Here is a 22094-nt window from a genome sequence, read left to right as displayed (position 1 = left end):
CTCCCCCCTGTTTTCCCCCGTTTGGAGCGTGTTGATGCTGAACCGACGCAACATGATAAAACAGGGAACACGCCTGCTCGCTACAGGGGTTTGCGCGGCTCAACCTTGGCTCGGCACAACGTGGGCAGAGGATAACAATGCTGTTGGAGCCGGTTTTGCACAAGTCGGGCAGCAGGGCACACAGCCCCGCACCGGCGGGCACGTGCGGGCAGCCTCCACATCGGGCTCCCTGAGCGACACGCTGGACCCTGCGCGCCAGTCCATGGCGACTGATTACATGCGGGGCAACATGTTTTACGATGGTCTTGTCGCACTGGACGAGACCCTGACCCCACACCCGGCTCTTGCCCAAAGCATAGAGAGCACCGACTTTAGAACATGGCATATCCGGCTACGCAGTGGCGTGTGCTTCCATGATGGAGCCCCCCTGACATCGGCCGATGTTGTGTATTCCATCCTTCGCCATAAAGCGCCCGAGCTTGGCTCACAGGTCCATTATCATGCCATGACCATGCGCACCGTAAAAGCCGATGGCCCGCTTGGCGTTGTGATTGAACTGGATGCACCCAATATCGCGTTCCCCTCGGTTCTGGGGTTAACCAATTTTGCCATCATCCGTGAGGGAACAACCCAGTTTCATAAAGCCAATGGCACCGGCCCGTTTACCTGCGCCGTTTTCCAGCCGGGTATTCGTTCAGTAGCCCTGCGTAACCCCAATTTTTGGCAACCCGGTGGTGTGTGGGTGGATTCCCTCGAACTCATTTCCATCAGTGATGATATGGCCCGGCATAATGCCCTACTCTCAGGCGATGTAGATATTATTGCTGCCGTGGACCCCCGGCTTGTAGCGCTCATCCGCAAACGCAATATCGCAGTGCTGGAAAGCCCGACAGGCACCTACACCAATCTGGCCATTCGGCAGGACGTGGGGCCGGGCCAGAACCCGGATTTTGTGCAGGCCATGAAGCTGCTGTTCAATCGCGAACAGATGCGCAGTTCCATTTATCTGGGCTTTTGCCGCACAGGTAATGACCAGCCTCTGCCCCCCGAACACCGCGACTGCAACACAACCCTGCCCCAGACCGGGTTTGACCCGGACAAGGCGCGCTTCCTGTTCAAAAAGAATGGTTTTCTCAACCAGAGCCTGCCACCGCTCATCTGTTCCCCCGCCGCTAACGGCTCGGTGGAGATGGCAGTGCTCCTGCAGAATGCGGCACAGAATATTGGGGTCAAGCTGGATGTGCGCCGCATGCCAGCAGATGGATACTGGACGCAGTCATGGATGCGTTTTCCCATGGGGTTTGGCAATGTTAACCCCCGTGCCTCCGCAGACATGACCTTTGCTGTCAGCTTTGCATCAACCGCCCCATGGAACGAATCCCACTGGCGCGACCCACGGTTTGACCAGTTACTCGCCCTGAGCCGCCAAGAGCCAGACACGGCCAAACGGCACGCCCTGTATAACGATATGCAGGCCATGATCCGCGCAGGCTCAGGCGTGTGCATCCCCAGCTTTATTACCAGTCTGGACGGCTTTCATCCCCGCATACAGGGTTTACGCCCGCATCAGGGCGGGCAGTTGATGGGGTATAATTTTGCCCGCCACATCTGGGTAGATGAACAGCCTACCCGCTCCACAGCAGGGGGGACGGCTCCATGAATGCCAAGCTTGGCATAGCCATTGCCCGCAGGATTGGCGCATCCTGCGTATCGCTTGTTTTTGTCGTGGTCGCGGTCTTTTTTATTACCTCGGCCCTGCCCGGCGATGTTGCGCAATCCCTGCTGGGGCAGGCTGCAACGCCTGATGCAGTTGCAGCCCTACGCCACAGCCTGCGGCTGGATGAGCCTGTTCTTCTGCGTTTTGCAAGCTGGGCTGGCGGGTTGCTCCGGGGGGATTTTGGCATGTCTCTGGTCAGCCACCAGTCTGTCATGAGCATGGTGCATGAGCGCCTGTTACACTCCCTTTTGCTCGCCGGCATTACAACGCTGTTTGCCGTTCCCACGGCTTTGCTGCTTGGCACGCTTTCGGCCATATTCCGCAATACGGTTTTTGACCGTTGTGTATCCGTGCTGACACTCTGCGTTGTGTCTGTCCCCGAGTTTCTGGTCGCAACACTCGCGGTGTTGGTGTTTGCCGTGCAGCTGCACCTGCTGCCCGCCCTTGCCAGTATTAGCGATATTCATTCCATCGGGTCGTTTCTGGCGGCGTTCTCCATGCCAGTCGCCACACTGGGGTGTGTGATTGTAGGGCAAATGGCACGCATGACACGCGCCGTTATGGTGAATGTGCTCAGCTCATCATGGGTGGAAATGGCCGTGCTCAAGGGGGTATCTCCCACCGCCATTATCCTGCGCCACGTTTTGCCCAATGTTGTGGCACCACTGTTCAATGTCATGGCGCTCAGCCTTTCCTACCTACTTGGAGGCGTGGTCATTGTGGAATCTGTTTTTCATTACCCCGGGATTGCCAGCCTGATGGTGGATAGCGTGGCATCGCGCGATATTCCGCTGGTACAAACCTGTGCGCTCATCTTCTGTGCTGCGTATCTGCTGCTAACCACGCTAGCCGATGTTGTGGCCCTGTTTTCCACACAGGAAAGGAGCCGTGCATGATGCTTGCGTTCCCCCGGCCACGTTACCTGACCCCGTTTTTGCAAGCCCCAGCACTGCTCGCCTTGCTGTGGCTTCTGTTAGCCCTTGCTGGACCATGGGTTGCCCCCTACCTGCCCGGAGAAGTGGTCAGCACCACCGTATTTGCCCCCATATCCGCCAGGCATTGGCTTGGAACGGACTATCTGGGCCGCGATGTGCTGACCCGCCTGCTCTATGGCACCAGCAGCACCGTACTGCTCTGTGCGGCTTCAACAGTCATGGCCTGTGGCGCAGGAGCCTTTCTGGGCATGATGGCAGCCCTTAAACGGGGCATGACCGATACCCTGCTCTCGCGCTTTATGGATGGTGTTATTTCCATACCCTCCCTGTTAAGTGGGCTTGTGGCGGTGGCGACCTTTGGCTCCTCCGTGCCGGTGCTTGTGCTGGCAATGGCGTGCATTTACCTGCCCGGCTCCTACCGCACATGCCGCATGCTGGCACTGTCCATCGTGCAAAAGGACTTCATCCTTGCAGCACGCATGCGGGGAGAAAAGACCAGCTATCTGGTGGTGCGGGAAATCCTGCCGAACATGGCTGGTCCCGTGCTGACCGATGTGGGGCTGAGGTTTATTTACGCCGTAAGGTTATTGAGCAATCTCAGCTTTCTGGGGGTCGGGTTACAGCCCCCACAGACCGACCTGGGCTCCCTCACGCGGGAAAATCTGCTTGGCCTTGTTTACGGAGCACCCGCAGTTATCGCGCCCGCACTGGCCATTGCGTTCCTGACCGTGGGGCTCAATCTTGCACTGGATGGTAAAGGGCGACGCCAATGAGCGGGCACTCCCCCCCTCCCCTTATTACAGTCCGGAATCTCTGCCTGACCGGCCGCAGGGCTACAGGGCCGGAAACCACCATTGTCTCCAATGTCAGCTTTGACGTGGCAGAAGGTGAGATGCTGGCCCTGATCGGTGAATCCGGGTCAGGCAAAACCAGCATTGCTCTGGCCCTGACCGGCTATGCCCGCACAGGCTGCCGCATAGCACAGGGGGAATTACGGGTCGCCGGGCATGACGTGCGCACCATGGGAGCTAGCGAGTTACGCAGCTTTAGGGGCAAAACCATTGCCTATATTGCCCAGAATGCCGGGGCTGCCTTTAACCCGGCCCTGCCCCTTATGGAGCAGGTGATCGAACCCGCCCTGACCCACCACATTCTCCCCCGCAAGGAGGCTGTGGACCACGCCATTGCACTGTTCGAGATGATGGCCCTGCCCACGCCGCACACCATCGGCGCACGCTACCCGCATGAATGTTCGGGGGGGCAACTCCAGCGGATCATGGCGGCCATGGCGCTGATAACCGAGCCTGAAGTGGTCATTTTTGATGAACCGACCACTGCGCTGGATGTCACAACGCAAATAGAAGTGCTGGAAGCTTTTAGGGTCGCCATGCGCCAGTGTGGGTTTACCGGTGTTTACGTAACCCACGATCTGGCCATTGTAGCCCAGATGGCCGACCGTGCTGTTGTGCTCAAAAACGGCAGCGTGCAGGAGGAAGGCCCAACCGGGCAGATCCTGAACAAACCCACACAACCCTACACCCGGCAGCTTGTTGCCGCCAGCCAGCCACACCTGCGCAACCATGATGCGTTGCCCCCGGCAACACCGTTGCTGGATGTGCAGAACCTGATGGTCGGTTATGGGGCCATCATGCCCAATGGCCACCCCAGACATACCATTGTCAACTCCGTAAGCCTGCCTGTCCGCGCGGGAGAAACACTGGGGATTATTGGCGAATCAGGCTGCGGCAAAAGCACCCTTATCCGTGCCATAGCCGGTATTCAACCCTGGTCAGGGGGGAACATGCTCTTTGCTGGTGAGCCCCTCCCCCCCAGAATTGAGGACCGCACGCCCCAGCAGCGCCAGCACCTGCAACTGGTCGCGCAGAACGCGGATCTGGTGCTTAACCCGGCCCTGAGCGTAGGTGCCACGCTCCGCCGTGTTCTGACATTCTATAACGAGGATGCCTCGGACGCGGCCCTTAACCGGGTTCTGGACATGGTGCGCCTGCCTGCTGCCGTTGCCGGGCGTTACCCGACCCAGCTTTCCGGCGGCCAAAAACAGCGCGTCAACCTTGCGCGCGCACTGGCTGCCCGCCCCCGCCTTGTGCTCTGCGATGAAATAACAGCAGCGCTCGATACCGTTGTCGCCGCCGCCATTTTGGACCTGATGATGGAACTCAAGCGCGAGCTGGGGGTATCGTGGCTTTTTGTTACGCATGATCTGCACGCACTGCGTTCTGTGTGTGACCATGTGGCGGTTCTGTATGCCGGGCATTGCGTGGAGTTCTCTACCGCTTCAGCCCTGAACACACCCCCACGCCACCCTTATACCCGTAAGCTGGAAAGCTCGGTGCCGGAAATGCACCCAAGCTGGCTGGACGGGGTCATTCGGCAGAACGGGCTCAAACCTAGCAGGGTAGCCCCTGCTCCCGCCCATGGCTGCTGCTACATGCCGCGTTGCCCGGTTGCTGTTGCGGACTGTGCACAAACCCCTCCCCCAGCGTGGCAGGCCCCTTCTGGCGCTCTGATTAACTGCCACTTACAGGCACCAGACCTATCCTGATCCCCCTTTTGTTAGGACAAACACCATGGCGCTACTCAACCTGAATGATCCCACGCTCTTCCGCCAGCAGGCTTTTATTGCCGGCATCTGGTGTGATGGGCAGGACAGCCAGCGGATTGATGTGGACAACCCCGCAACGGGAGGCATTATTGGCTCTGTACCCGCCTGCACTGCACAGGATACCCAAAAAGCAGTGGAAGCTGCACGCGTAGCCCAGCTGGACTGGAAGCGTAAAACCGGCACACAGCGGGCTGAAGTTCTGGCTACATGGTACCAGCTTGTCATGGACAATGTGGAAGACCTTGCCACGATCATGACCGCAGAACAGGGTAAGGTTCTGGTCGAAGCACGGGGCGAAGTGCGCTACGCGGCCTCTTTCCTCAAATGGTATGCCGAAGAAGCTCGCCGGAGCGAGGGGAGTATCCTGAGCACGGCAGACCCTGCCCGGCGCGTTCTGGTGCTGAAACAGCCCATTGGGGTCACGGCCGCCATTACGCCCTGGAACTTCCCACTGGCGATGATCACCCGCAAATGCGGCCCTGCCATTGCCGCAGGGTGCAGCATGGTGATCAAACCTTCCGAGCTAACGCCTTTTTCCGCCCTTGCCCTTGCTGTGCTGGGCGAACGTGCAGGCCTGCCCGCAGGGTTGCTAAGTGTCATTACCGGCCTGCCCGCAGCCGTGGGCAAAGTGCTGACCGAAAGCCCGGTTGTGCGTAAACTCACCTTTACCGGCTCTACGGGGGTTGGCAAAATCCTGCTCGAACAATCCGCCTCAACCGTAAAAAAATGCAGCATGGAACTGGGCGGCAACGCTCCATTCCTTGTGTTTGATGATGCGGATGTGGACGCCGCAGCCGAAGGCATTATGCAAAGCAAGTTCCGCAATGCCGGGCAAACCTGCGTTTGCGCCAACCGCGTGCTGGTGCAGGACGGCATATGGGACCGTCTGCTAGAGGCCGTCATGCGTAAGGTTGAAGCCTTGCAGGTTGGTGCTGGCATGGATGCAGGCAGCACGATTGGGCCGCTTATTAACGAATCTGCCGTAGCCAAAGTGCGGGCCCATGTGGAAGACGCATTGAGCAAGGGAGCACGTTACGTAGGTGCCCCCCTACGCACGGAGGGCCGCTTTGTGTGGCCGGTGGTGCTTGAAGGTGTCACCACCGAAATGCGCGTGGCTCACGAGGAAACATTTGGCCCCGTGCTGCCCCTGTTCCGTTTTAAAACGGAAGAAGAGGCCGTCAACATTGCCAATAATACGCCTTTTGGGCTGGCAAGCTACTTTTTTACCAATGACATCCGCCGTTTGTGGCGCGTGGGTGAAGCGCTGGAATTTGGCATGATCGGGCACAATACCGGCGCCATTTCCATGGAAAGCGTGCCTTTTGGCGGGGTCAAGGAGTCTGGCCTCGGGCGCGAAGGGGGGCATGCGGGCATGGAAGAATTCATGGAAACGAAAAGTCTGCATCTTGGCGGGCTTGACGTTTAACATCCGGAACATTCTGATCAGTGTTCCATCAGCCCCGCAACGGGGCTGACCCATCCTTGCTCTGGAGATCACCTCTGCCATGCAGCCCACGCCAAAGCTGGACAGAATTGACCTTAAAATTCTCACGCAGTTGCAGCGCAATGGTCGCCTGACCAATGTTGAGCTTGCCAACAGGGTTGGTCTTTCGGCCAGTCCGTGCCTTATCCGTGTCAAACGGCTGGAGGCTGCTGGCTACATAACGGGCTACGGCGCTCAGATTGATATCCGTAAGATTACGTCCATCCTGACCGTGTTTACGGAAATCACCCTCTCTGACCACAGGCGCCATGATTTTGCGCGCTTTGAAAGCCATGTCAGCAAGCTGGATACCGTTGTGGAGTGCCACCTTATTAGCGGGGGGTATGACTATCTGGTCAAGTTTATTACCCGCGATGTGGAACACTACCAGATTATCATGGAAAATCTTCTTGAACTGAACATCGGGATCGAGAAGTACTTCAGTTACATCGTGATAAAATCCCCAATTGTAAAAGAGTCTTTTCCAATTCAGGACTTTTTCCCGGAGCAGAAAATTTGACCCAGACTGCAACCTCCCCCCCAATCTTGCAAACCCAGATTGCATTCCGCCCCATAACTCCGGAGGATCTTCCTCAGGCGTGGCAGCTCTCCAAGGATCTGGCATGGCCCCACAGGCTGGAAGACTGGGAGCAGATGCTTGCTCTGGGTAATGGTTTTGTAGCCACCACCACAGATGGCTCCGTTATCGGCACGCTCCTGTGGTGGGCATGGGGCCCTCAGGCAGCCAGTCTGGGCATGATCATTGTCAGCCCTGCTTGGCAGGGGCATGGTATTGGCAAACATCTTATGGCGCTGGCCCGGCAGGCCCTGCCAGGTTACCGGCTCCACCTGAACGCCACATCCGCCGGTGTACCACTATACGAAAAAAGCGGTTTCCATTCCACGGGTGTAGTTATGCAGCATCAAGGCAATGTTTCCACCGTGCCCCTGATCCCCCTGCCGGAAGGCTGCCGTATGCGGCCCATGGGGGCGGCCGATCTGACCGCAATCTGTGACATGGATAAAGCGGCTCTCAAGCTTGACCGTTCTGCCCTGCTCACGCGGCTGATGGAAGATGGGCGCGGGATTCTGGTGGATTCAGAAAAAGGTATTCTGGGCTTTTCCTTCTGCCGCAAATTCGGCTGGGGGCAGGCCACAGGCCCGATAATTGCGCTGGATCAGGCTTTTGCCCTGCCCATGCTGGCATATTGGGCAGGCACCTGTGCCGGGCAGTTCCTGCGGGTGGACATTCCACAGGACGAAACCGTAGCTGGCCTGCTGGACCAGTGGGGCCTGCTGCGGGTGGGTTCTGTTGTGTCCATGTCCACCGACGTGATGGAAACAGGTGATGCAGCAACACAGCCCCCCATCTGCTTTGCACTGTGCAGTCAGGCGCTGTGCTGAACCCGGCACGGCTGTTCTTATTTTGTAGGAAACTACGTTATGTCTTTTCTGCTCAAATCCACCCGTGAGCGCGCAGAAGTCTGGAAGCCACTGTTCCAAAAGGCGCTACCAGACCTTGCCTTCCATATCTGGCCGGAAACCGGAAACCCCGAGGATGTCCGGTTTATGGCGGCATGGGAGCCTCCGGCGGACCTGCTCCAGCGTTTTCCCAACCTTGAAGTCCTGTTTTCGGTCGGGGCGGGTGTTGACCAGTTCGATATGAGCGCAATACCCGAGCATGTGACCATTATTCGCATGATCGAACCCGGCTTAACTGACGGCATGGTTGACTACGTTTTGTGGGCAACCCTGACATTGCACCGCGAAATACTAACCTATCTGGCCCAGCAGAAGCAGCATGTCTGGAAAACCCGGCATAACAAAATAGCTTCGCAGCGCCGGGTCGGCGTTATGGGCTTAGGCACACTGGGCACGCCTGTAGCCAGAGCTTTGGCCCATGCCGGGTTTAACTGCCGTGGCTGGTCGCGCTCACGCCATGCTGTGCCCGACGTAACCTGTTACGCCGGTGGGGAGGAGCTGGACGCGTTTTTGGCTGAAACAGATATTCTGGTCTGCCTGCTCCCGCTAACAGACGCCACGCGGGGCATGCTCAACGCCGATCTGTTTGCAAAACTGCCCAAAGGTGCGCAGGTCATCAATGTTGCTCGCGGGGCGCATCTGGTTACGCAAGACCTGCTTGCTGCACTTGATAGTGGGCAGATTGGCGCAGCCATTCTGGACGTAACAGACCCAGAACCCCTGCCTGCGGAGAGCCCCTTATGGGCACACCCCAATGTGCTGGTCACACCCCATGTAGCAAGCAACAGCCAGACAGAAACCGCAGGGCGTGTGCTCCTTGATACCGTGCAACGCTACCTGGCCGGGGAGCGGGACTTCCCTTCCAAGGTCGATCGCTCCAAAGGGTATTGAGCTTTAATCCGCATTACAAAAAACAGGCAGGGATAGCTATCCCTGCCTGTTCCGCCGTCCTGTTCAGTTACCCGTAGCTGTAAGCAACGCTCCGGCCACACCAATATGGGAGTGACCGGGTGACGGTATCAGGGTTCCAGATTCTGCACGTAATCCTTGGCCCGGTAGTATGCCCCCACAACTGGCAGAAAGTGTGACGCCAGACCATAAAACGGAATCTTCGGCCATGACCGCCCTGCCAGAGGATTGGTGCTGGGCATGCCACTCATGGCCTCAGCCATCCGCTGGCCCATATAAACAGACATCTGTGTACCATGTCCGCTATACCCCATGGTGTAATAAACACCATTCCACTGGCCTGCACGGGGCAGACGATCAACGGTCATATCCACATCCCCGCCCCAACAGTAGTCTATTTTAACGTCTGGCAAGGCAGGAAGTGTGCGCCGCATGGCGGCAAGTAGCATATGCCCGCTTGCAATATCCGTTGTGGTCCGTGAACGCGAAAAACTGGCCCGGCCGCCAAAAATAAGCCGGTTATCCGCTGTTGCCCTAAAGTAGTTGTGGATGTTCTGCATGGTCACAACATTGCGGCCACCGGGCATGACCTGCTCAAGGGTTGTGGCATCCATGGGCTCGGTCGCAACAATAAAGCTCCCCACCGGCATAATGCGCTGGCGGAACCAGGATGGACCATGCCTGCTGGTGCCAGTTGCCATAAGCACGTTTTTTGCAAAAATCCGGCCATGCGGGGTTGAGACCTCAAACCCACCCTTACCAGATTTAATACCGGTCATGGGCGTGTTTTCAAAAATCAGGCCACCCGCCTTCATAACAGACTGGGCCAGTCGCACGCCAAAGCGGCCCATATGCATGCGCGCACTCTGGGGGTAGATCAGCCCGCTGTTAAACAGATCTGATGCCAGTTCACTCCGGATCTGCTGCCCATCTATAAACTTTACGTCCGGGTCGGCTTCTTTCTGGAGTTTTTCGTAATCAGACAACAGAGCAGCCCGGTGGGCCTGCAAGTTGCCAACCTTGAGTTTGCCACAGCGCTCAAAATCGCAGTCAATCGCGTTATCCCGCACAACGGCCTCAACCGTATCAACCGCCGCGTTGAAGACCTTGTAAAGGGATGTTGCTTTATCCACACCCATATTTTTGCATGCGAGGGAAAAACTGCCCGCAAGGCCATTGTTCACATGGCCACCATTCCTGCCCGATGCCTCGCCTACCACGCGCTCTCGCTCAAGCAGAACAACAGATGCACCCAGCTGGCGCAACCGCAGGGCAGCGGAAAGGCCGCTAAATCCCCCCCCTACCACCACAGCATCCACTGAACCGGGCAGAGCGGCAATGGGACTGGCTGTGAATGATGGGGCTGTTTCCAGCCAATAAGAGGTTAACTTCATAACGCGTTCCTCATAACCGTATCAGGAAAGGGTAATATGACTAGCCTGAGAAAGGCTAAGCCCCGCTGTTTCTGGTGCCCAACGCCAGGATATAAGTGCCCCAAGGGCAAGAAGAGCAAAAGCGCCAAAAAGAGTTGCCTGCACGCCAAAATGGGCTACCCCAACAGGGAGCAGAAAAGTACCCAAAGCAGCCCCCAGCCGACTGGCAGAGGAGGCAAAACCAACCGCTGTGCCGCGTATTTCTGTGGGGAACAGTTCATTGGGATACACGAACTGAAGGCCACTCCCCGCAGCTTCCACGGCTGAATACACAATAAACGCAACCAGAACCGCCCACCCGGCCTGCCCTGGCCAGACAACAATAAAGAGCAGGGAGAGTGCTGCCAGCACAAAAGACCAGATCAGGAGTGTTCTACGCCCGATCTTGTTAATCAACCCGAATGTGACCGGCAGAATACCCAGGAATGTAAAGCATGTGACCACACAGGCTGCCAGAACAGGGTTGGTCAGGTGCATTTGCGCCAGAATTTGCGCCTGCAAGGTATGGATGGAAAATGCAGGAGCACTTTGCAGTATCCAGAACGCACTCACAAAAAGCAGTAACCCCCGGTAACGTGGGCTGCACAGCAGGGCCATAACCTGCCGTATTCCCCCTGCCGCAACCGTAGGGGAAGGTGCTTCAAACGCAACATCCATTTTCAGGAATGTTTTAACAATATGCCGAGCCTCCGCTGCCCGCCCAACACTGAGCAGCCACAGAGGAGATTCCGGCATACCCGCACGGCACAGCAGCAAAAAGAGTGACGGTACAAAGCTGGAACCCAGAATAAGCTGCCAGTTACCGGGAAAAAACGAAAGCAGCGCATACCCGATAATAAAACTGCACACATACCCCAGCCACCAGAAGGTGATGAGCCCGCTCAGTGCCGGTCCACGCCAGCGCCGGGGCATGAACTCGGTCACGTAAGCTGTCGCAATCGGGTAATCCGCGCCAATGGCAATGCCGATAAGAAAACGCCAGACCAGCAGCCCCGTAAAGCTGGCACAAAAAAACTGGGCGGCGGAAAAGACCGTGAACATAAGAATGTTCACGGTATAGAGGATCTTGCGCCCGAACCGGTCAGAGGTGACCCCTCCAGCCAGCCCTCCCACAAAAACACCGGCCAGAGAGGCAGCGCCCACAAGCCCGGTAGCGTTGGCTCCCAGATGAAAGCTGGAAACCAGCAACGGCAGCACAACGCCAATAATGCCCAGAATATAGCCATCGCAAAAAGGCCCGCCACCAGCAATAAGCGCTAGACGTAAATGAAAGGCCGATGCTGGTATGTCATCAAGGGTCCGGACTTCCATGCCTTGTATCCTCTCAGGAGTATAACATCTGCAGGTCGCCCTGGTCTGCCAAGTCTGCGAGTTCCTTCAAGGTGGAAAAATGGTAGTCTGGTTTTGTCAGGGTTTCGACCGCAATGGTGCCCCCAAACCCACCAATGGCTTTACGCCGCTCGATCCAGCATACCGTGTAGCCCAGTTTGCGGGCTATCCCGATGTCATGGTACTGGCTTTGCGCAACGTGCAGAATATCTCCTTGCAAAATACCATCCCGGCTCAGGCGGCCCCGGGCAAAACCAAAAAAGGCGGTATCCGGTTTTTCGCACAGCGCATCATCCACCGTAATGGAATCATGGAATGGCATGCCAAGTGTTTTTTCCATACCGGAAAAAGCCCAACGCTGCGTGTTGGTCATGGCCACGAGCTTGAAGTGCCTGCCAAGGCGCTGCATGGCTTCCACGCTATCTGCAAACGCGGGCCAGTCTTTGGCGGCGTAAACAAATGCATCGGCATAGGCTTCTGTTTCAGGCAGGCCAAACTGCGCAGCAAGTTGCAGGTAAATGGGCTTTAAGTCCTGCGGAAAAGGCAGGGTCTGCCCGCGTGCGCGCATACCTCTGTAAGCACTCAGGAATGCCTCACGCTCGATGGCAACCCCACACAACTTCTGCAGCGCATCCATCATGCCGCTTTCAAAGTCGATCAGGGTGCCGACAACATCAAAGGTTAATGCTTTGGGAAAACGGGCCACGTCACAATCTCCGTTACTTAGTGCTTAAAAACCTGTTGAGAAGGAAAGAACACCGGCAAAACCACCGCCGACATAATACTGCGGAGCGCTCCCCGCGACCGTATGGCCATTCACCACCATGCTCCGGGCATTGGTTTTGATGCTGCTTGTGCCAGACAGATATCCGCTATTGCCAATATTGAGCAGGTTCAGCTGGATCTGAGGGTGCTTTGCGAGCCACATATTCTTGAAGCGATAGCCAATGTTGGCATTAAACGTCTCGTAGCTCGGGATGGATTCATCGTTCATGAACGTTGAATACTGTTTGCCAATGTAGTTCATGTTGAACCCACCAAAAATGGATCCATCATCATAGTTCAGGCCAATTGCCGCCGTGAATTCGGGGGTATTAACAGCCCGCTTCCCTTTGGTTGGCAGGGCAACCGTTGTGTTGGAGCCATCGCTGGTACCCGCAGACAGGTTGCTGTCGATGGTTGCGTGTTCATACTGCCCAGAAACATAGGGGCTGAAGTGGTGCCACCGGCGCAGCCCGACTTCCAGCTGCACACCGCGCATGGTCTGCCCACCCGCATCAATCGATTCAGAAACAGGCAGCCCACCCTGATAGGTGGTTGTGCTCAGTTGCCGGTGCGTAAAGTTATAGTTAAACAGCGCGACAGATACGTTGGCAAAACCCGTGTGCCTGTAACCAATTTCCTCACCAATCGCGAACTCCGGATTAATCTTGGTCGCATGCCGGGAGGACAGTTTGCCACTGCTGATGCTGTAGCGGTCCGCATAGGTCATGATCGAGGCAGGCATACGGAAGGAAGATGTGCCGTTAATATATATCTGGTCATGCGGCGTAATTTTAAAGCTGGCCATGAACTGCGGCAGCGGCTCTGCAACACTCTGCCCGGTTGCGTAAGTTACCCCCGGTACGTTGTTGGTTTGCGAACGTGTGACCATGACTTCCTTGAACCCGGCCGTGAGTGTCAGCCGGTCATGGAATGCCTTGTACGTATCGTTGATGAACAGCGCGTTGGTTTGCTGGATGAGGTGAATGTCATATGTCCGCAGCACACTGCCATTAGCGGTCAGGATGGGGTTGTCGCCCCACATGCTTGGAACACTGCCATTTGCGTTAACAGCCTGATAGCTTTGCGGCTCGGACTGGTCAAAATAGGAATACCATGCACCGCCGGTAACCGTATTGTGCCCACGCGTCCAGGACAGGGCGGCGTTAATACCCGAATATGCCAGCGTGTAGGTATCAATAGAGTCCGCGACAATCGTGTTGTTTGTACCCGGAACCTGGAGCGGCCCTGCCGGGTTGGGGCCCAGAAAGCTGTTGTTCCGATCAAGCGTGGTGCCGCCGTTATCATACCCCCACGAGTAGGTAAAATATGGCGTAACATCCAGCGCAAGCCCGTGGTCGAACTTCATGTTGATCGGCGCACCCAGAATGAACTTCTTCATCCTGTTTTCATAATACTTGTAGTAATTCCCGGGGGAGGAACCAAAAGGTGTATCGTTATAGTTGAAATTGACACCCTGTGCATCCCACTGGGCCTTGGTGGGGGCACGCAGGTAATACTGCTGGGCATCGTTGTAGCTCATGACAAAGGCTGCGTGGTTATCGCGGCCCCAGTCTTTCACAAACTTCATATCAACATGGTAACGCTGGGTTCCACCCACACCGCGCCATTCGTCCGCCACACGGTGCGAGAAGGAGATAAAGCCACGCACACCTGTTTTGCCAATATCACCCGTTTCAACACGAATAAAATGACGACGCAGGCTAAAGGAGCCATAAGATGCATCAATCAACCCACCAAAATGGTGTGAAGGATCATGCATGGTTTCAGACAACTCCCCCCCAACCGCATTGTAGAGCGGGGAGCGTGTATCTGGCGAACCCTGTGTCAGTGTCAGGGACTGGATGTTTTCGTTATCCGCTGCGGCAGATGTATAGGGCAGCAAATACACGGGAGCCGCTGCGGGAATGCCTTCAAACAGAAAGCCGATTTCCTGCTGGTTAAGGCCGCGCACGGTCAGGCCCTGCTGGTCATCATTCGTGCCAAGCGGGTCGTTGCCTGCATACACAACACCGGGAAGGCTGGCCACAAGGGCTGCCGGGTTGCTGGTCGGGCTCTGCTTGGCAATATAGTCACGCGTCAGACCACTGCGGGATTTGGCAATGGTTTGCGGTGGCATCATACCCCCACCGGGCGTTCTGTTGGTAACACCATTAGACAGGGTAACATGGCCTGTTACACCGACTTCTTCCGTTTTTGCCGATTCAACCGCAGTTGTTTTGCGCGCGGCTGGGTCTGCCTTGGATACATCGGAGTTTTTGCGCGACGTTGCTTTGGCATGCCGTTTTGCTGCTGGTGTGGAGTGATCTGTCTCCGCCCACGCTGTTCCGATACCGGAACAATATAGTCCGCCAAAACTGGCAAAAGAGGAGACCGAGAGCAGCAGTGCCAGAGAACGGGACATACCCCTCTGTGCTACATTGCGCGGAAACCGCGCCAGCGTACAGTTCCGCGAAACAAAAGAAGTTTGAGTGTTTGCCATGCCTATCCTCCGGAACACCCAAAATAGGGCGGTAAAGCGTGAGACAGCGCCAGTTGTCCGAATGATTATGTGCGGATCGGTGCAGCGGAATACTCCGATTTCCTATGCTATACAGTACATCATATCGTTTTTATAACGGAATGAGTAAAATCCTCCCGAAGCCCGATATTCCCCCATTATGGCCAAAGCCCCCTTACCTGCCTGCACGAAATATGGCCTATTGCGGATAATATGCCCTGTTCAAAAACACCCCGAACTTCCTTGGAATGGAGCATATAAAAAAAGGCTGCCATTTTGCATGGCAGCCCGTTTGATGTTTTTGCGGAACCCGGTTTTTATACCCCGCGCTCCAGACGTTCCTCGTTTTACGGTTCTGTGGGACGAAAAATAACATAGACCTTTTTCACCATCTCAAGACTTTCCCAAGAACAGCTTGCCCCCCGGCAGATCAGGAAGGCATCCCCGGCTTTAAAAGTCTGTTTTTCCCCCGCCTCGTTCACAAAGGATACGCAACCTTCAAGCAGGTACATGAACTCGTCATGCACATAAGGAACCTTTTTCCTGTAATAGGGAGTTGCCGACCATGTACCACCATAGAACTGCCCTTTGCACGACCTCCACGCAGGCGCGCTCTGGCACTCCGGTGTTGGGCCAGTCAGATACTCGGCTGGCGGCGGGTTAGAAGGAGACATAACCGCGGCGGGGTCAATGGCAACCACGCCGGGCTCGCCTTTTTCCGCTTCTGTTACCCCCATCGCAAACAGGCGGGTGCCGGGTATGGCAGACCAGTCAAACGCTGTGCCAGCGCTTACCTTGCGCCCCTGCCCTTCCGTCATGCCAGTACCGTTTATGGAAAACTGTCCATCCAGCACAAACAGAAAAACATCTTCATTGCCGGCATCAACATGGCCCGTGCCTTGTGGTGCCACCAGTTCGAGCGAAACTGCTCCATCAGCCACGGGCAGCGCGTAACGGGCTGTTTTGTAATCTCCGGCGGTAAGCGGGCATGTTGCTGCCAGTGCCTTCAGGTCCAGAGCACGTTGCATGTCGAGCATTTTTCTTAAATCCTGCGTTGCATGGGTTCAAATGGGTCAGGCCGGGCAAAGCCCATTCCCATGAGGATAACCCCATCCATTACGCAGAATATGGTGGTTTTAGCGCCAAAAACGCCATTTCCATTTTATTACGGGTCCGCACCCAATAGATCACCCCTGTTCAACCTATGGAGTTTGAACTCCCACCTTGCGCAATATGCAGACCGGAGTGCCGGATGAACAGGGACGCGGCGTGCTTCTTATTTTGATTGCCCCGCCGCTTGCCTTAACTTTCATAAACGGTCAGTTTAAAGGCCAAGCGTGTTCCTTCCATTTTGATTTCGAGAATGTGTGTGCCCTCTTTTAAAGCTTCCTGCGCGGTATCCGTCGCGTTCTGCCTTCTTGCGGGCTGCACACCACCTAATTTTAACACCCCGGGTCCCTTGTCGCAGGAAAGCACCTACAACGCGCTATTCCCCCAGTGGGCCGAACTCTGTGCCGTTTCACAAATCTCCAAAAAACCCGGTTACGGGGCAGATATTGCCGGTGGACCGGGGGGGCATGCCGTCCTGTTCCTGCATGGGGCCTGTCTGGACCCTTCCTCCCCCTACCCGGTGCTCAAAGCCTGCCCGCAGGGTGAGACCGGGGTGAGCATGAACGCCCATTTTGTAAACGCAAACTGGGTTGGCATACCCGGACGTGCATTTTTTTATGATGGTATTCTCAAACCCGGAGAAGGTCTGACGCGGGAAGCCTACCAGAACACGAAAATTGAGGCACAAAAGCGTGGCCTTTACAATGCCATTACATTCCGGGACTGGGCGTTGGCAGACAGGCCAGCCAGCACCCCGGCAGAAGACTGGAAATACGAAGTTTCCATCGGCACGGATTACGCCGTAAGTTACGGGCGCGCCCGATACTGCGCCCGATTACCGGTCAGTTCGACCCAGATGGTCCAGATTGTGGACTTTCTGAACAGCCGCAACGCACTGTACCGCTACGGCCCCAAGACATTTGAAACCAATGTCATGCAGGATAACTGCAACCATCTTATCCATAATGCACTCGCGGCAACGGACTTCTGGCATGAACTGCCTGTTCATCAGTTCATTCTGCAGGCGGCGCTGACCTTCCCTGTTCCCAAAAACGAGGTGGTCAACCTGCTGGACCGGGCAGACCGCCACAAACCGGGGGACCTCCACGCCCTGTTCCATGACCCGCAAACCCGCCAGACCCTGCTGCGTGATGGTTGGCTACCGGGGGAACCGGGGGTTATTCTGGACTCTAACCCCGTACAGACCCCCAATGCGGTCTATAACACCAACCTGTCCCTTATTTTTTATGATGACCCGCTGCTTGGCCACTACAACCGGGCATTCAGCCGTTATCTGGCTCAACCGCGTTACCATGACCTGCGTGCCAACCTGCTCTGGTATCAAGCACTTTACGCACAAATCACGGCGGAACGTCGGCCTCTAGCCGAGTGGTTGAAAAAAGAGCCTGCGGGTTTTGCTGCGTTTTATAATGCCTATTACATATGGCTCGGCAACCAGCAGGCTCTTGTAGCAAAAGGGCTTAGTTTGCTGCCCGCTTCTTCGCCCATTTCCAGCGCATGGCCGCCAGCACGGAGCGAAACGCCAGCAGAGGCGCCTGCACCCGCCAGCGCCCCACAAAGTCCCCCGCCAGTAGCGAAATAATGGCGTCACGCATCCGCAGGATATTCCGCGGGTTGAGGAATAACTCCCGTTGCACCGGGTCATTAATCCCGTAAATCAGCCAGGCTACGCGGCGCATTTCCTGCCGTGTGCAGTATTCCTCACGCCGGGCGGCCTTGCGCCCCTGTGCGGGGCTGCGCAGCCATGCCCGTGCCACCCGTGCTCCACGGTAAGCACTCTTCATGGCCAGCAGCACACCGGACGAAAACACAGGGTCCAGGAACGCAAACGCATCCCCGATCATGTAATACCCTTCCCCCCATGTTTTGTCCGCGCAATAGGAGTAGTTTCCGGTGGTTGTCAGTTCTCCCAACTGTTCCGCTGGTGCCAGACGCTGTGAGACACTCGGGCTTTCCGCCACCTTTTTCCAGAACAGGTCTGTTTTGGGGCCGGTATGGGAGCTGAACGCATTTTTATCCCCCACAAAACCAACGCTCATAATGTTGTCACGCAGGGGGATCATCCAGAACCATCCATCATCCACCAGATGGATGGAAATATAGCCTTCCATATCCGCTTCACGGCGTTCAACATTGCGGAAATGCGCAAAAATGGCGGCTGTAGAGTTGTTTTTATCCGCATGCCGCGTATGCAAACGCCGCGCCAGAAATCCGTCCCGTCCGGATGCATCCAGCACAAAGCGGGGCGTAAAGGTGTGGGTTTGCCCGGCCTCGTCCTGCGCAACAACCTGCGTTGGCTGGCGGGGCGTAAAACGGGCTTCTGTTACCCGCAGGCCTTCAAAGGCTTCCACCCCATGCGCCTGAGCATTGCGGAACAGGATTTCATCAAACTCAGAGCGCCTGACCTGATACGCATGTGTATCCTTCGGGCTGATCGCATGGCTGAAGGGAAAAGCCAGCCGCCTCTCCCCCAGGTCTGATACAAATTCGGCACCGGGTTTAAATACCCCGATCTCGCGCACCTTATCCAGCACGCCAATGTCGCGGAGCAGCTCCATGTTGCAGGGCAGCAGGGACTCACCAATATGGAAGCGGGGATGCGGGTCTTTTTCCAGCATAATGACCGACACACCCTGCCGGGCCAGCAACGTGGCGGCTGTGCTCCCCGCAGGCCCGCCACCAATAACCAGAACATCGCATTCCCGCGCAGACATATCAGAACCACTCATGCCATACCCCCATTAACCCCAATGGTCTGCCCCGAAATGTAGGCAGCCTGTTCCGAGGCCAGAAACCCTACCAGATCAGCCACTTCCTCCGGTTGCCCCGCACGGCGGGCCGGAACTATAGCGGCAATATCCGCCTCGCTCATAACCGCTGCCGTAGCGGGGGAAGCAATAATGCCCGGCGCTATGGCATTCACTGTAATTCCGCGGCTGCCAACTTCGCGCGCAAGGGAGCGTACTGCCCCCTCCAGCCCGGCTTTTGCCGCGCCGTAATTGACCTGCCCCCTGTTCCCCATCTGCGCGGTAATGGACGACAAGGCAATAATACGCCCCCAGCGGGTACGGGTCAGGGGGAGCAGTAGCGGTTGCACAACATTAAAAAAACCATCCAGCGATACGGCCAGCACATCCCGCCACTGGGCTGGGGCCATACCCGCCATTGTTACGTCATCATGGGTGCCTGCGTTATGGACAATAACCTGCGGAACGCCCGCTTCCAGCACTGGAGTCAGGGCCTGTCTGGTCGCATTGGCATCTGTCAGGTCGCAGCACCATAACTCAGCGGAACCTCCTTCAGCCCGTATGCGCTCCACAACCTCCTGCGCCCTGCTGCGTGAGGCATGAGCATGCACCAGAACATGCAGGCCATTCCCCGCCAGTTTATGGCAAATGGCGGCCCCAATCGGGCTGCTGCCACCGGTTACAAATGCGCGCTTCATTCCGCCCGCCCTGCACCAGCTACAGCGCGTTGAAACATGACTGTCCCGCGACCTTGCAAAAGCAGATCCCCCGGCTGGGAATGAACGGAAAAACCATAAACCATACCAGCGCTATCGACCTGCTCGCGCAGGACGTCAATCTGCAACAGGCCATATTCTGCACAATCCAGCCGGTCGCACTGAGCCTGCAGGTCACGCAGGGCTGCCAGATAACCGCCTGTTCTGGCCATGGTCTGCCCTGTAAGGGCACCATGGAGGGCCGCGGCCTGCATGGCCATTTCCGCCCCGACCAGCACCCCCAGCTGCCCAGCATGGCGCAACGGGTTATCCGGGTGCAAATGGGCCGCTGTATGCGCGCGCAATGTGGTATCCGACCAGAAGGAGCAGGTATCCAGCAGGCAACTCGCACCCTGATGCGGGATTAAGGCCAGAATATCCACGCGCTCCAGCTTTACACGCTCTAACATGGCGTTACCTCTGCCAGAATGGTCCCCGGCTGGCAGGTCATATGCACAATGCCCTCCTGCCCGCTGGCAATCTGCTGGAGTAATGCCAGCCCCCCTGCCGCGGGGTTACTCCGCGCAAGCTCTGCAAGTTGGGGTAGCAAGGTTGTATCCTGCGCCACGGCACCGGGAGCATGGGTTATATCCAGCGTGCAAACCGCGCCCTGCCTAGCCTGTGGCACCAGCACAAAAGCGCAACCAAATGTGTTGTGTGTAATGCGGACTTTGCCAATTGGCCCGGGTATGGGCAGGTCATAGGCCACAAACAGCACAGGAGCATTTTCCACCACACATTCGGCAGCTGCCTTGAGCAAACCTTGCGCAAAAGACCAGTCATAACACCCCAATGCCACAACAGGGGCCAGACTGGCGTGCCCTATGTGTCAGGTTGTGAGACGTCATTGGCGTAATCAAGGATTTCGTCGACCTGTTTCATGATGTCACGACCAGCCGGTTTGATATAGTCTTGATTACGTGACGCGGGATGTTTTTCAAGCCATGAGATGATGCATTGGGCGGGAGCGATGCCGCCCAGAACACGCTGCGGGCGATGATTGTAGGCGAAACAGAAGCCTCTGAGCAGAATTTCCAGATCTTCATGGTTTGAGACACAGACCTGCAGTACTTCTGTAGCGACACGGCCATTGAAGCGTTCCACCATTCCATTGGTCTGAGGGGAGTAAGCCTTGGTCCGGCGTCGGTCGATTCCCATGTCATGACAGGCTTTTTCGAAGGCGTCCGCTGTAAAGCAGGAGCCACGATCGGTCAGGATATGGGTGATCCGGAAAGGAAAGGCCGATTTGACGGCATTGAGGAAATCAACGGAATTATCCGCATTTTCCGCGTCATAAACAGCCAGGTGCACTGAACGGGAACAGCGATCGATGGCGACATACAGAAAACGTTTCCGCCTGTCCCCATCTGCTGTCTGTAATTTTGGCAGATGTTTCACATCGATATGGACATAACCGGGATCGTAATCGCGGAACTTTCCCTGTCCCCGAACTGGTCCGGCCTTTAGAACAGGAGGCAGCCTGTTCAATCCGGCGTCTTTCAGTATCCGCCAGATATTGTCCCGGTTCAGATGCGGCAGGAAATGCCGTAAGACAAAGGTCAGATCATCCAGACCAAAACCGGTAGAACGCCGAATCTGACAGACAATGGCGCGCTCCTCCTCCGAGGCTTTCCAGGCCAGCCTCCAGGGACGGCTGCTGCGGTCCTGACAGGCGTCCGAACCACGCCTGCGCCACTTGCGGACTGTTTCATCGCTGATCCCGTAGCGTCTGGCGAGCACGGATGTCGGTTCTGACGAACGAGCTATCTCAGCCCGGACAGCCGGTGTCGTGCGTGCCTGTGGGTGGATCTGAAGCATCATTCGGTCTCCCTGCAAACGGAAGAAAACAACGAAGCATAACGCGGTATCGCCCACGCTACATCATCCCAATGACGTCTCACAACCTGACACCTATGGTCCAGTAGCCCGCAGGCGCATTATGCACCGAGTTATGAAACTGGGTTGGAGAAACCTCCCCTCCGGGCATGCTCAGGGCGGTTAAAATACTATCCACCACAGCTCCATCCCCATTGGAACTGGCAAATACCCCTCTTATGTCTGCCGCCTGTACGCCTGCCTGCGCGCAGGCTTCCTCCGCCAGCGCAATTGCCAGCCGGGTTAACGGGCCACACCGCCGCCGCTCATTGGCGGGCAGGCAGGTCGCAGGCGGAACCTGCACCGGTGCGGGTTCCCAGTCTTCCTGCCCTTGCAAAACACGTGCGGCATGTGGCCACCCAGACAAACCCGGTCCCCAGACCGAAATCCCT

Annotated in this window: 19 protein-coding genes; 8 read left to right on the top strand and 11 right to left on the bottom strand. The window is 56.6% G+C overall.

Features of this window, described 5'->3' with window-relative positions; translation table 11 throughout:
- Positions 1-52: 52 nt before the first annotated feature.
- From LKE65_RS09670 to LKE65_RS09635, 8 genes are all read left to right on the top strand, one after another.
- Positions 53-1660 (top strand): ABC transporter substrate-binding protein, encoded by a 1608-nt coding sequence (locus tag LKE65_RS09670; protein ID WP_278741192.1) that lies wholly within the window; start codon positions 53-55, stop codon positions 1658-1660.
- Positions 1657-2613, top strand: a complete 957-nt coding sequence (locus tag LKE65_RS09665; RefSeq protein ID WP_278741191.1) for an ABC transporter permease — start codon at positions 1657-1659, stop codon at positions 2611-2613. The genes LKE65_RS09670 and LKE65_RS09665 overlap by 4 nt, the downstream gene beginning before the upstream one ends.
- A complete protein-coding gene (locus LKE65_RS09660) occupies positions 2610-3425 on the top strand; it encodes an ABC transporter permease (RefSeq protein ID WP_086646810.1) in 816 nt (271 codons plus the stop codon). The genes LKE65_RS09665 and LKE65_RS09660 overlap by 4 nt, the downstream gene beginning before the upstream one ends.
- Positions 3422-5215 carry an ABC transporter ATP-binding protein gene (locus LKE65_RS09655; RefSeq protein WP_278741188.1) on the top strand — a complete coding sequence of 598 codons (1794 nt, stop codon included), beginning with the start codon at positions 3422-3424 and terminating at the stop codon, positions 5213-5215. The genes LKE65_RS09660 and LKE65_RS09655 overlap by 4 nt, the downstream gene beginning before the upstream one ends.
- A gap of 25 nt (positions 5216-5240) precedes the next feature.
- On the top strand, positions 5241-6701 hold the full coding sequence (locus LKE65_RS09650; RefSeq protein WP_278741187.1) for an NAD-dependent succinate-semialdehyde dehydrogenase: 1461 nt from the start codon (positions 5241-5243) through the stop codon (positions 6699-6701).
- A 79-nt stretch (positions 6702-6780) separates the two neighbouring features.
- Positions 6781-7278: an Lrp/AsnC family transcriptional regulator gene (locus LKE65_RS09645; protein ID WP_086646813.1), complete on the top strand. Its 498-nt coding sequence runs from the start codon at positions 6781-6783 to the stop codon at positions 7276-7278.
- The gene (locus LKE65_RS09640) at positions 7275-8162 is read left to right on the top strand and encodes a GNAT family N-acetyltransferase (protein WP_278741186.1); all 888 of its coding nucleotides are present in this window, start codon (positions 7275-7277) and stop codon (positions 8160-8162) included. The genes LKE65_RS09645 and LKE65_RS09640 overlap by 4 nt, the downstream gene beginning before the upstream one ends.
- Before the next feature lie 39 nt (positions 8163-8201).
- Entirely contained in the window at positions 8202-9131 is a 930-nt protein-coding gene (locus LKE65_RS09635) for a 2-hydroxyacid dehydrogenase (RefSeq protein WP_278741184.1), read from the top strand.
- 128 nt (positions 9132-9259) lie between these two features.
- Here LKE65_RS09635 and LKE65_RS09630 read toward each other — a convergent pair whose 3' ends face one another.
- From LKE65_RS09630 to LKE65_RS09580, 11 genes are all read right to left on the bottom strand, one after another.
- The gene (locus LKE65_RS09630) at positions 9260-10543 is read right to left on the bottom strand and encodes an NAD(P)/FAD-dependent oxidoreductase (protein WP_278741182.1); all 1284 of its coding nucleotides are present in this window, start codon (positions 10541-10543) and stop codon (positions 9260-9262) included.
- 21 nt (positions 10544-10564) lie between these two features.
- On the bottom strand, positions 10565-11893 hold the full coding sequence (locus LKE65_RS09625; RefSeq protein WP_278741181.1) for an MFS transporter: 1329 nt from the start codon (positions 11891-11893) through the stop codon (positions 10565-10567).
- 13 nt (positions 11894-11906) lie between these two features.
- The gene (locus LKE65_RS09620) at positions 11907-12617 is read right to left on the bottom strand and encodes an HAD-IA family hydrolase (RefSeq protein ID WP_278741180.1); all 711 of its coding nucleotides are present in this window, start codon (positions 12615-12617) and stop codon (positions 11907-11909) included.
- A gap of 24 nt (positions 12618-12641) precedes the next feature.
- Complete coding sequence (locus tag LKE65_RS09615) at positions 12642-15098, bottom strand: TonB-dependent receptor (protein WP_278741178.1); 2457 nt, start codon at positions 15096-15098, stop codon at positions 12642-12644.
- 443 nt (positions 15099-15541) lie between these two features.
- Positions 15542-16231: a cupin domain-containing protein gene (locus LKE65_RS09610; RefSeq protein WP_278741176.1), complete on the bottom strand. Its 690-nt coding sequence runs from the start codon at positions 16229-16231 to the stop codon at positions 15542-15544.
- Positions 16232-17785: 1554 nt separating this feature from the next.
- Positions 17786-19054, bottom strand: coding sequence for a tryptophan 7-halogenase (locus tag LKE65_RS09605; protein ID WP_278741175.1), 1269 nt, complete (start codon positions 19052-19054; stop codon positions 17786-17788).
- On the bottom strand, positions 19051-19770 hold the full coding sequence (gene fabG / locus LKE65_RS09600) for a 3-oxoacyl-ACP reductase FabG (RefSeq protein ID WP_278741174.1): 720 nt from the start codon (positions 19768-19770) through the stop codon (positions 19051-19053). Before fabG ends, LKE65_RS09605 begins: the two co-directional genes overlap by 4 nt.
- Positions 19767-20237 carry a phosphotransferase gene (locus LKE65_RS09595; RefSeq protein ID WP_278741172.1) on the bottom strand — a complete coding sequence of 157 codons (471 nt, stop codon included), beginning with the start codon at positions 20235-20237 and terminating at the stop codon, positions 19767-19769. Before LKE65_RS09595 ends, fabG begins: the two co-directional genes overlap by 4 nt.
- Entirely contained in the window at positions 20231-20626 is a 396-nt protein-coding gene (locus tag LKE65_RS09590) for a hypothetical protein (protein ID WP_278741170.1), read from the bottom strand. The genes LKE65_RS09595 and LKE65_RS09590 overlap by 7 nt, the downstream gene beginning before the upstream one ends.
- A 23-nt stretch (positions 20627-20649) precedes the next feature.
- The gene (locus LKE65_RS09585) at positions 20650-21645 is read right to left on the bottom strand and encodes an IS481 family transposase (protein WP_278741835.1); all 996 of its coding nucleotides are present in this window, start codon (positions 21643-21645) and stop codon (positions 20650-20652) included.
- A 79-nt stretch (positions 21646-21724) separates the two neighbouring features.
- Positions 21725-22069, bottom strand: a complete 345-nt coding sequence (locus LKE65_RS09580) for a beta-ketoacyl synthase chain length factor (RefSeq protein ID WP_278741169.1) — start codon at positions 22067-22069, stop codon at positions 21725-21727.
- Positions 22070-22094: the final 25 nt, after the last annotated feature.

The organism is Acetobacter fabarum (genome assembly GCF_022483405.1).
Lineage (GTDB): Bacteria > Pseudomonadota > Alphaproteobacteria > Acetobacterales > Acetobacteraceae > Acetobacter > Acetobacter fabarum.
The sequence above is the reverse complement of the archived record's forward strand: the minus strand, read 5'-3'. Positions and strand labels throughout refer to the sequence as shown.

Excerpts from the sequence above, each read along its gene's own strand:
- LKE65_RS09670 (WP_278741192.1), top strand. The coding sequence starts at position 53 with ATGATAAAACAGGGAACACGCCTGCTCGCTACAGGGGTTTGCGCGGCT.
- LKE65_RS09665 (WP_278741191.1), top strand. The coding sequence starts at position 1,657 with ATGAATGCCAAGCTTGGCATAGCCATTGCCCGCAGGATTGGCGCATCC.
- LKE65_RS09660 (WP_086646810.1), top strand. The coding sequence starts at position 2,610 with ATGATGCTTGCGTTCCCCCGGCCACGTTACCTGACCCCGTTTTTGCAA.
- LKE65_RS09655 (WP_278741188.1), top strand. The coding sequence starts at position 3,422 with ATGAGCGGGCACTCCCCCCCTCCCCTTATTACAGTCCGGAATCTCTGC.
- LKE65_RS09650 (WP_278741187.1), top strand. The coding sequence starts at position 5,241 with ATGGCGCTACTCAACCTGAATGATCCCACGCTCTTCCGCCAGCAGGCT.
- LKE65_RS09645 (WP_086646813.1), top strand. The coding sequence starts at position 6,781 with ATGCAGCCCACGCCAAAGCTGGACAGAATTGACCTTAAAATTCTCACG.
- LKE65_RS09635 (WP_278741184.1), top strand. The coding sequence starts at position 8,202 with ATGTCTTTTCTGCTCAAATCCACCCGTGAGCGCGCAGAAGTCTGGAAG.
- LKE65_RS09630 (WP_278741182.1), bottom strand. The coding sequence starts at position 10,543 with ATGAAGTTAACCTCTTATTGGCTGGAAACAGCCCCATCATTCACAGCC.
- LKE65_RS09625 (WP_278741181.1), bottom strand. The coding sequence starts at position 11,893 with ATGGAAGTCCGGACCCTTGATGACATACCAGCATCGGCCTTTCATTTA.
- LKE65_RS09615 (WP_278741178.1), bottom strand. The coding sequence starts at position 15,098 with ATGTCCCGTTCTCTGGCACTGCTGCTCTCGGTCTCCTCTTTTGCCAGT.
- LKE65_RS09610 (WP_278741176.1), bottom strand. The coding sequence starts at position 16,231 with ATGCTCGACATGCAACGTGCTCTGGACCTGAAGGCACTGGCAGCAACA.
- LKE65_RS09605 (WP_278741175.1), bottom strand. The coding sequence starts at position 19,054 with ATGAGTGGTTCTGATATGTCTGCGCGGGAATGCGATGTTCTGGTTATT.
- fabG (WP_278741174.1), bottom strand. The coding sequence starts at position 19,770 with ATGAAGCGCGCATTTGTAACCGGTGGCAGCAGCCCGATTGGGGCCGCC.
- LKE65_RS09595 (WP_278741172.1), bottom strand. The coding sequence starts at position 20,237 with ATGTTAGAGCGTGTAAAGCTGGAGCGCGTGGATATTCTGGCCTTAATC.
- LKE65_RS09585 (WP_278741835.1), bottom strand. The coding sequence starts at position 21,645 with ATGCTTCAGATCCACCCACAGGCACGCACGACACCGGCTGTCCGGGCT.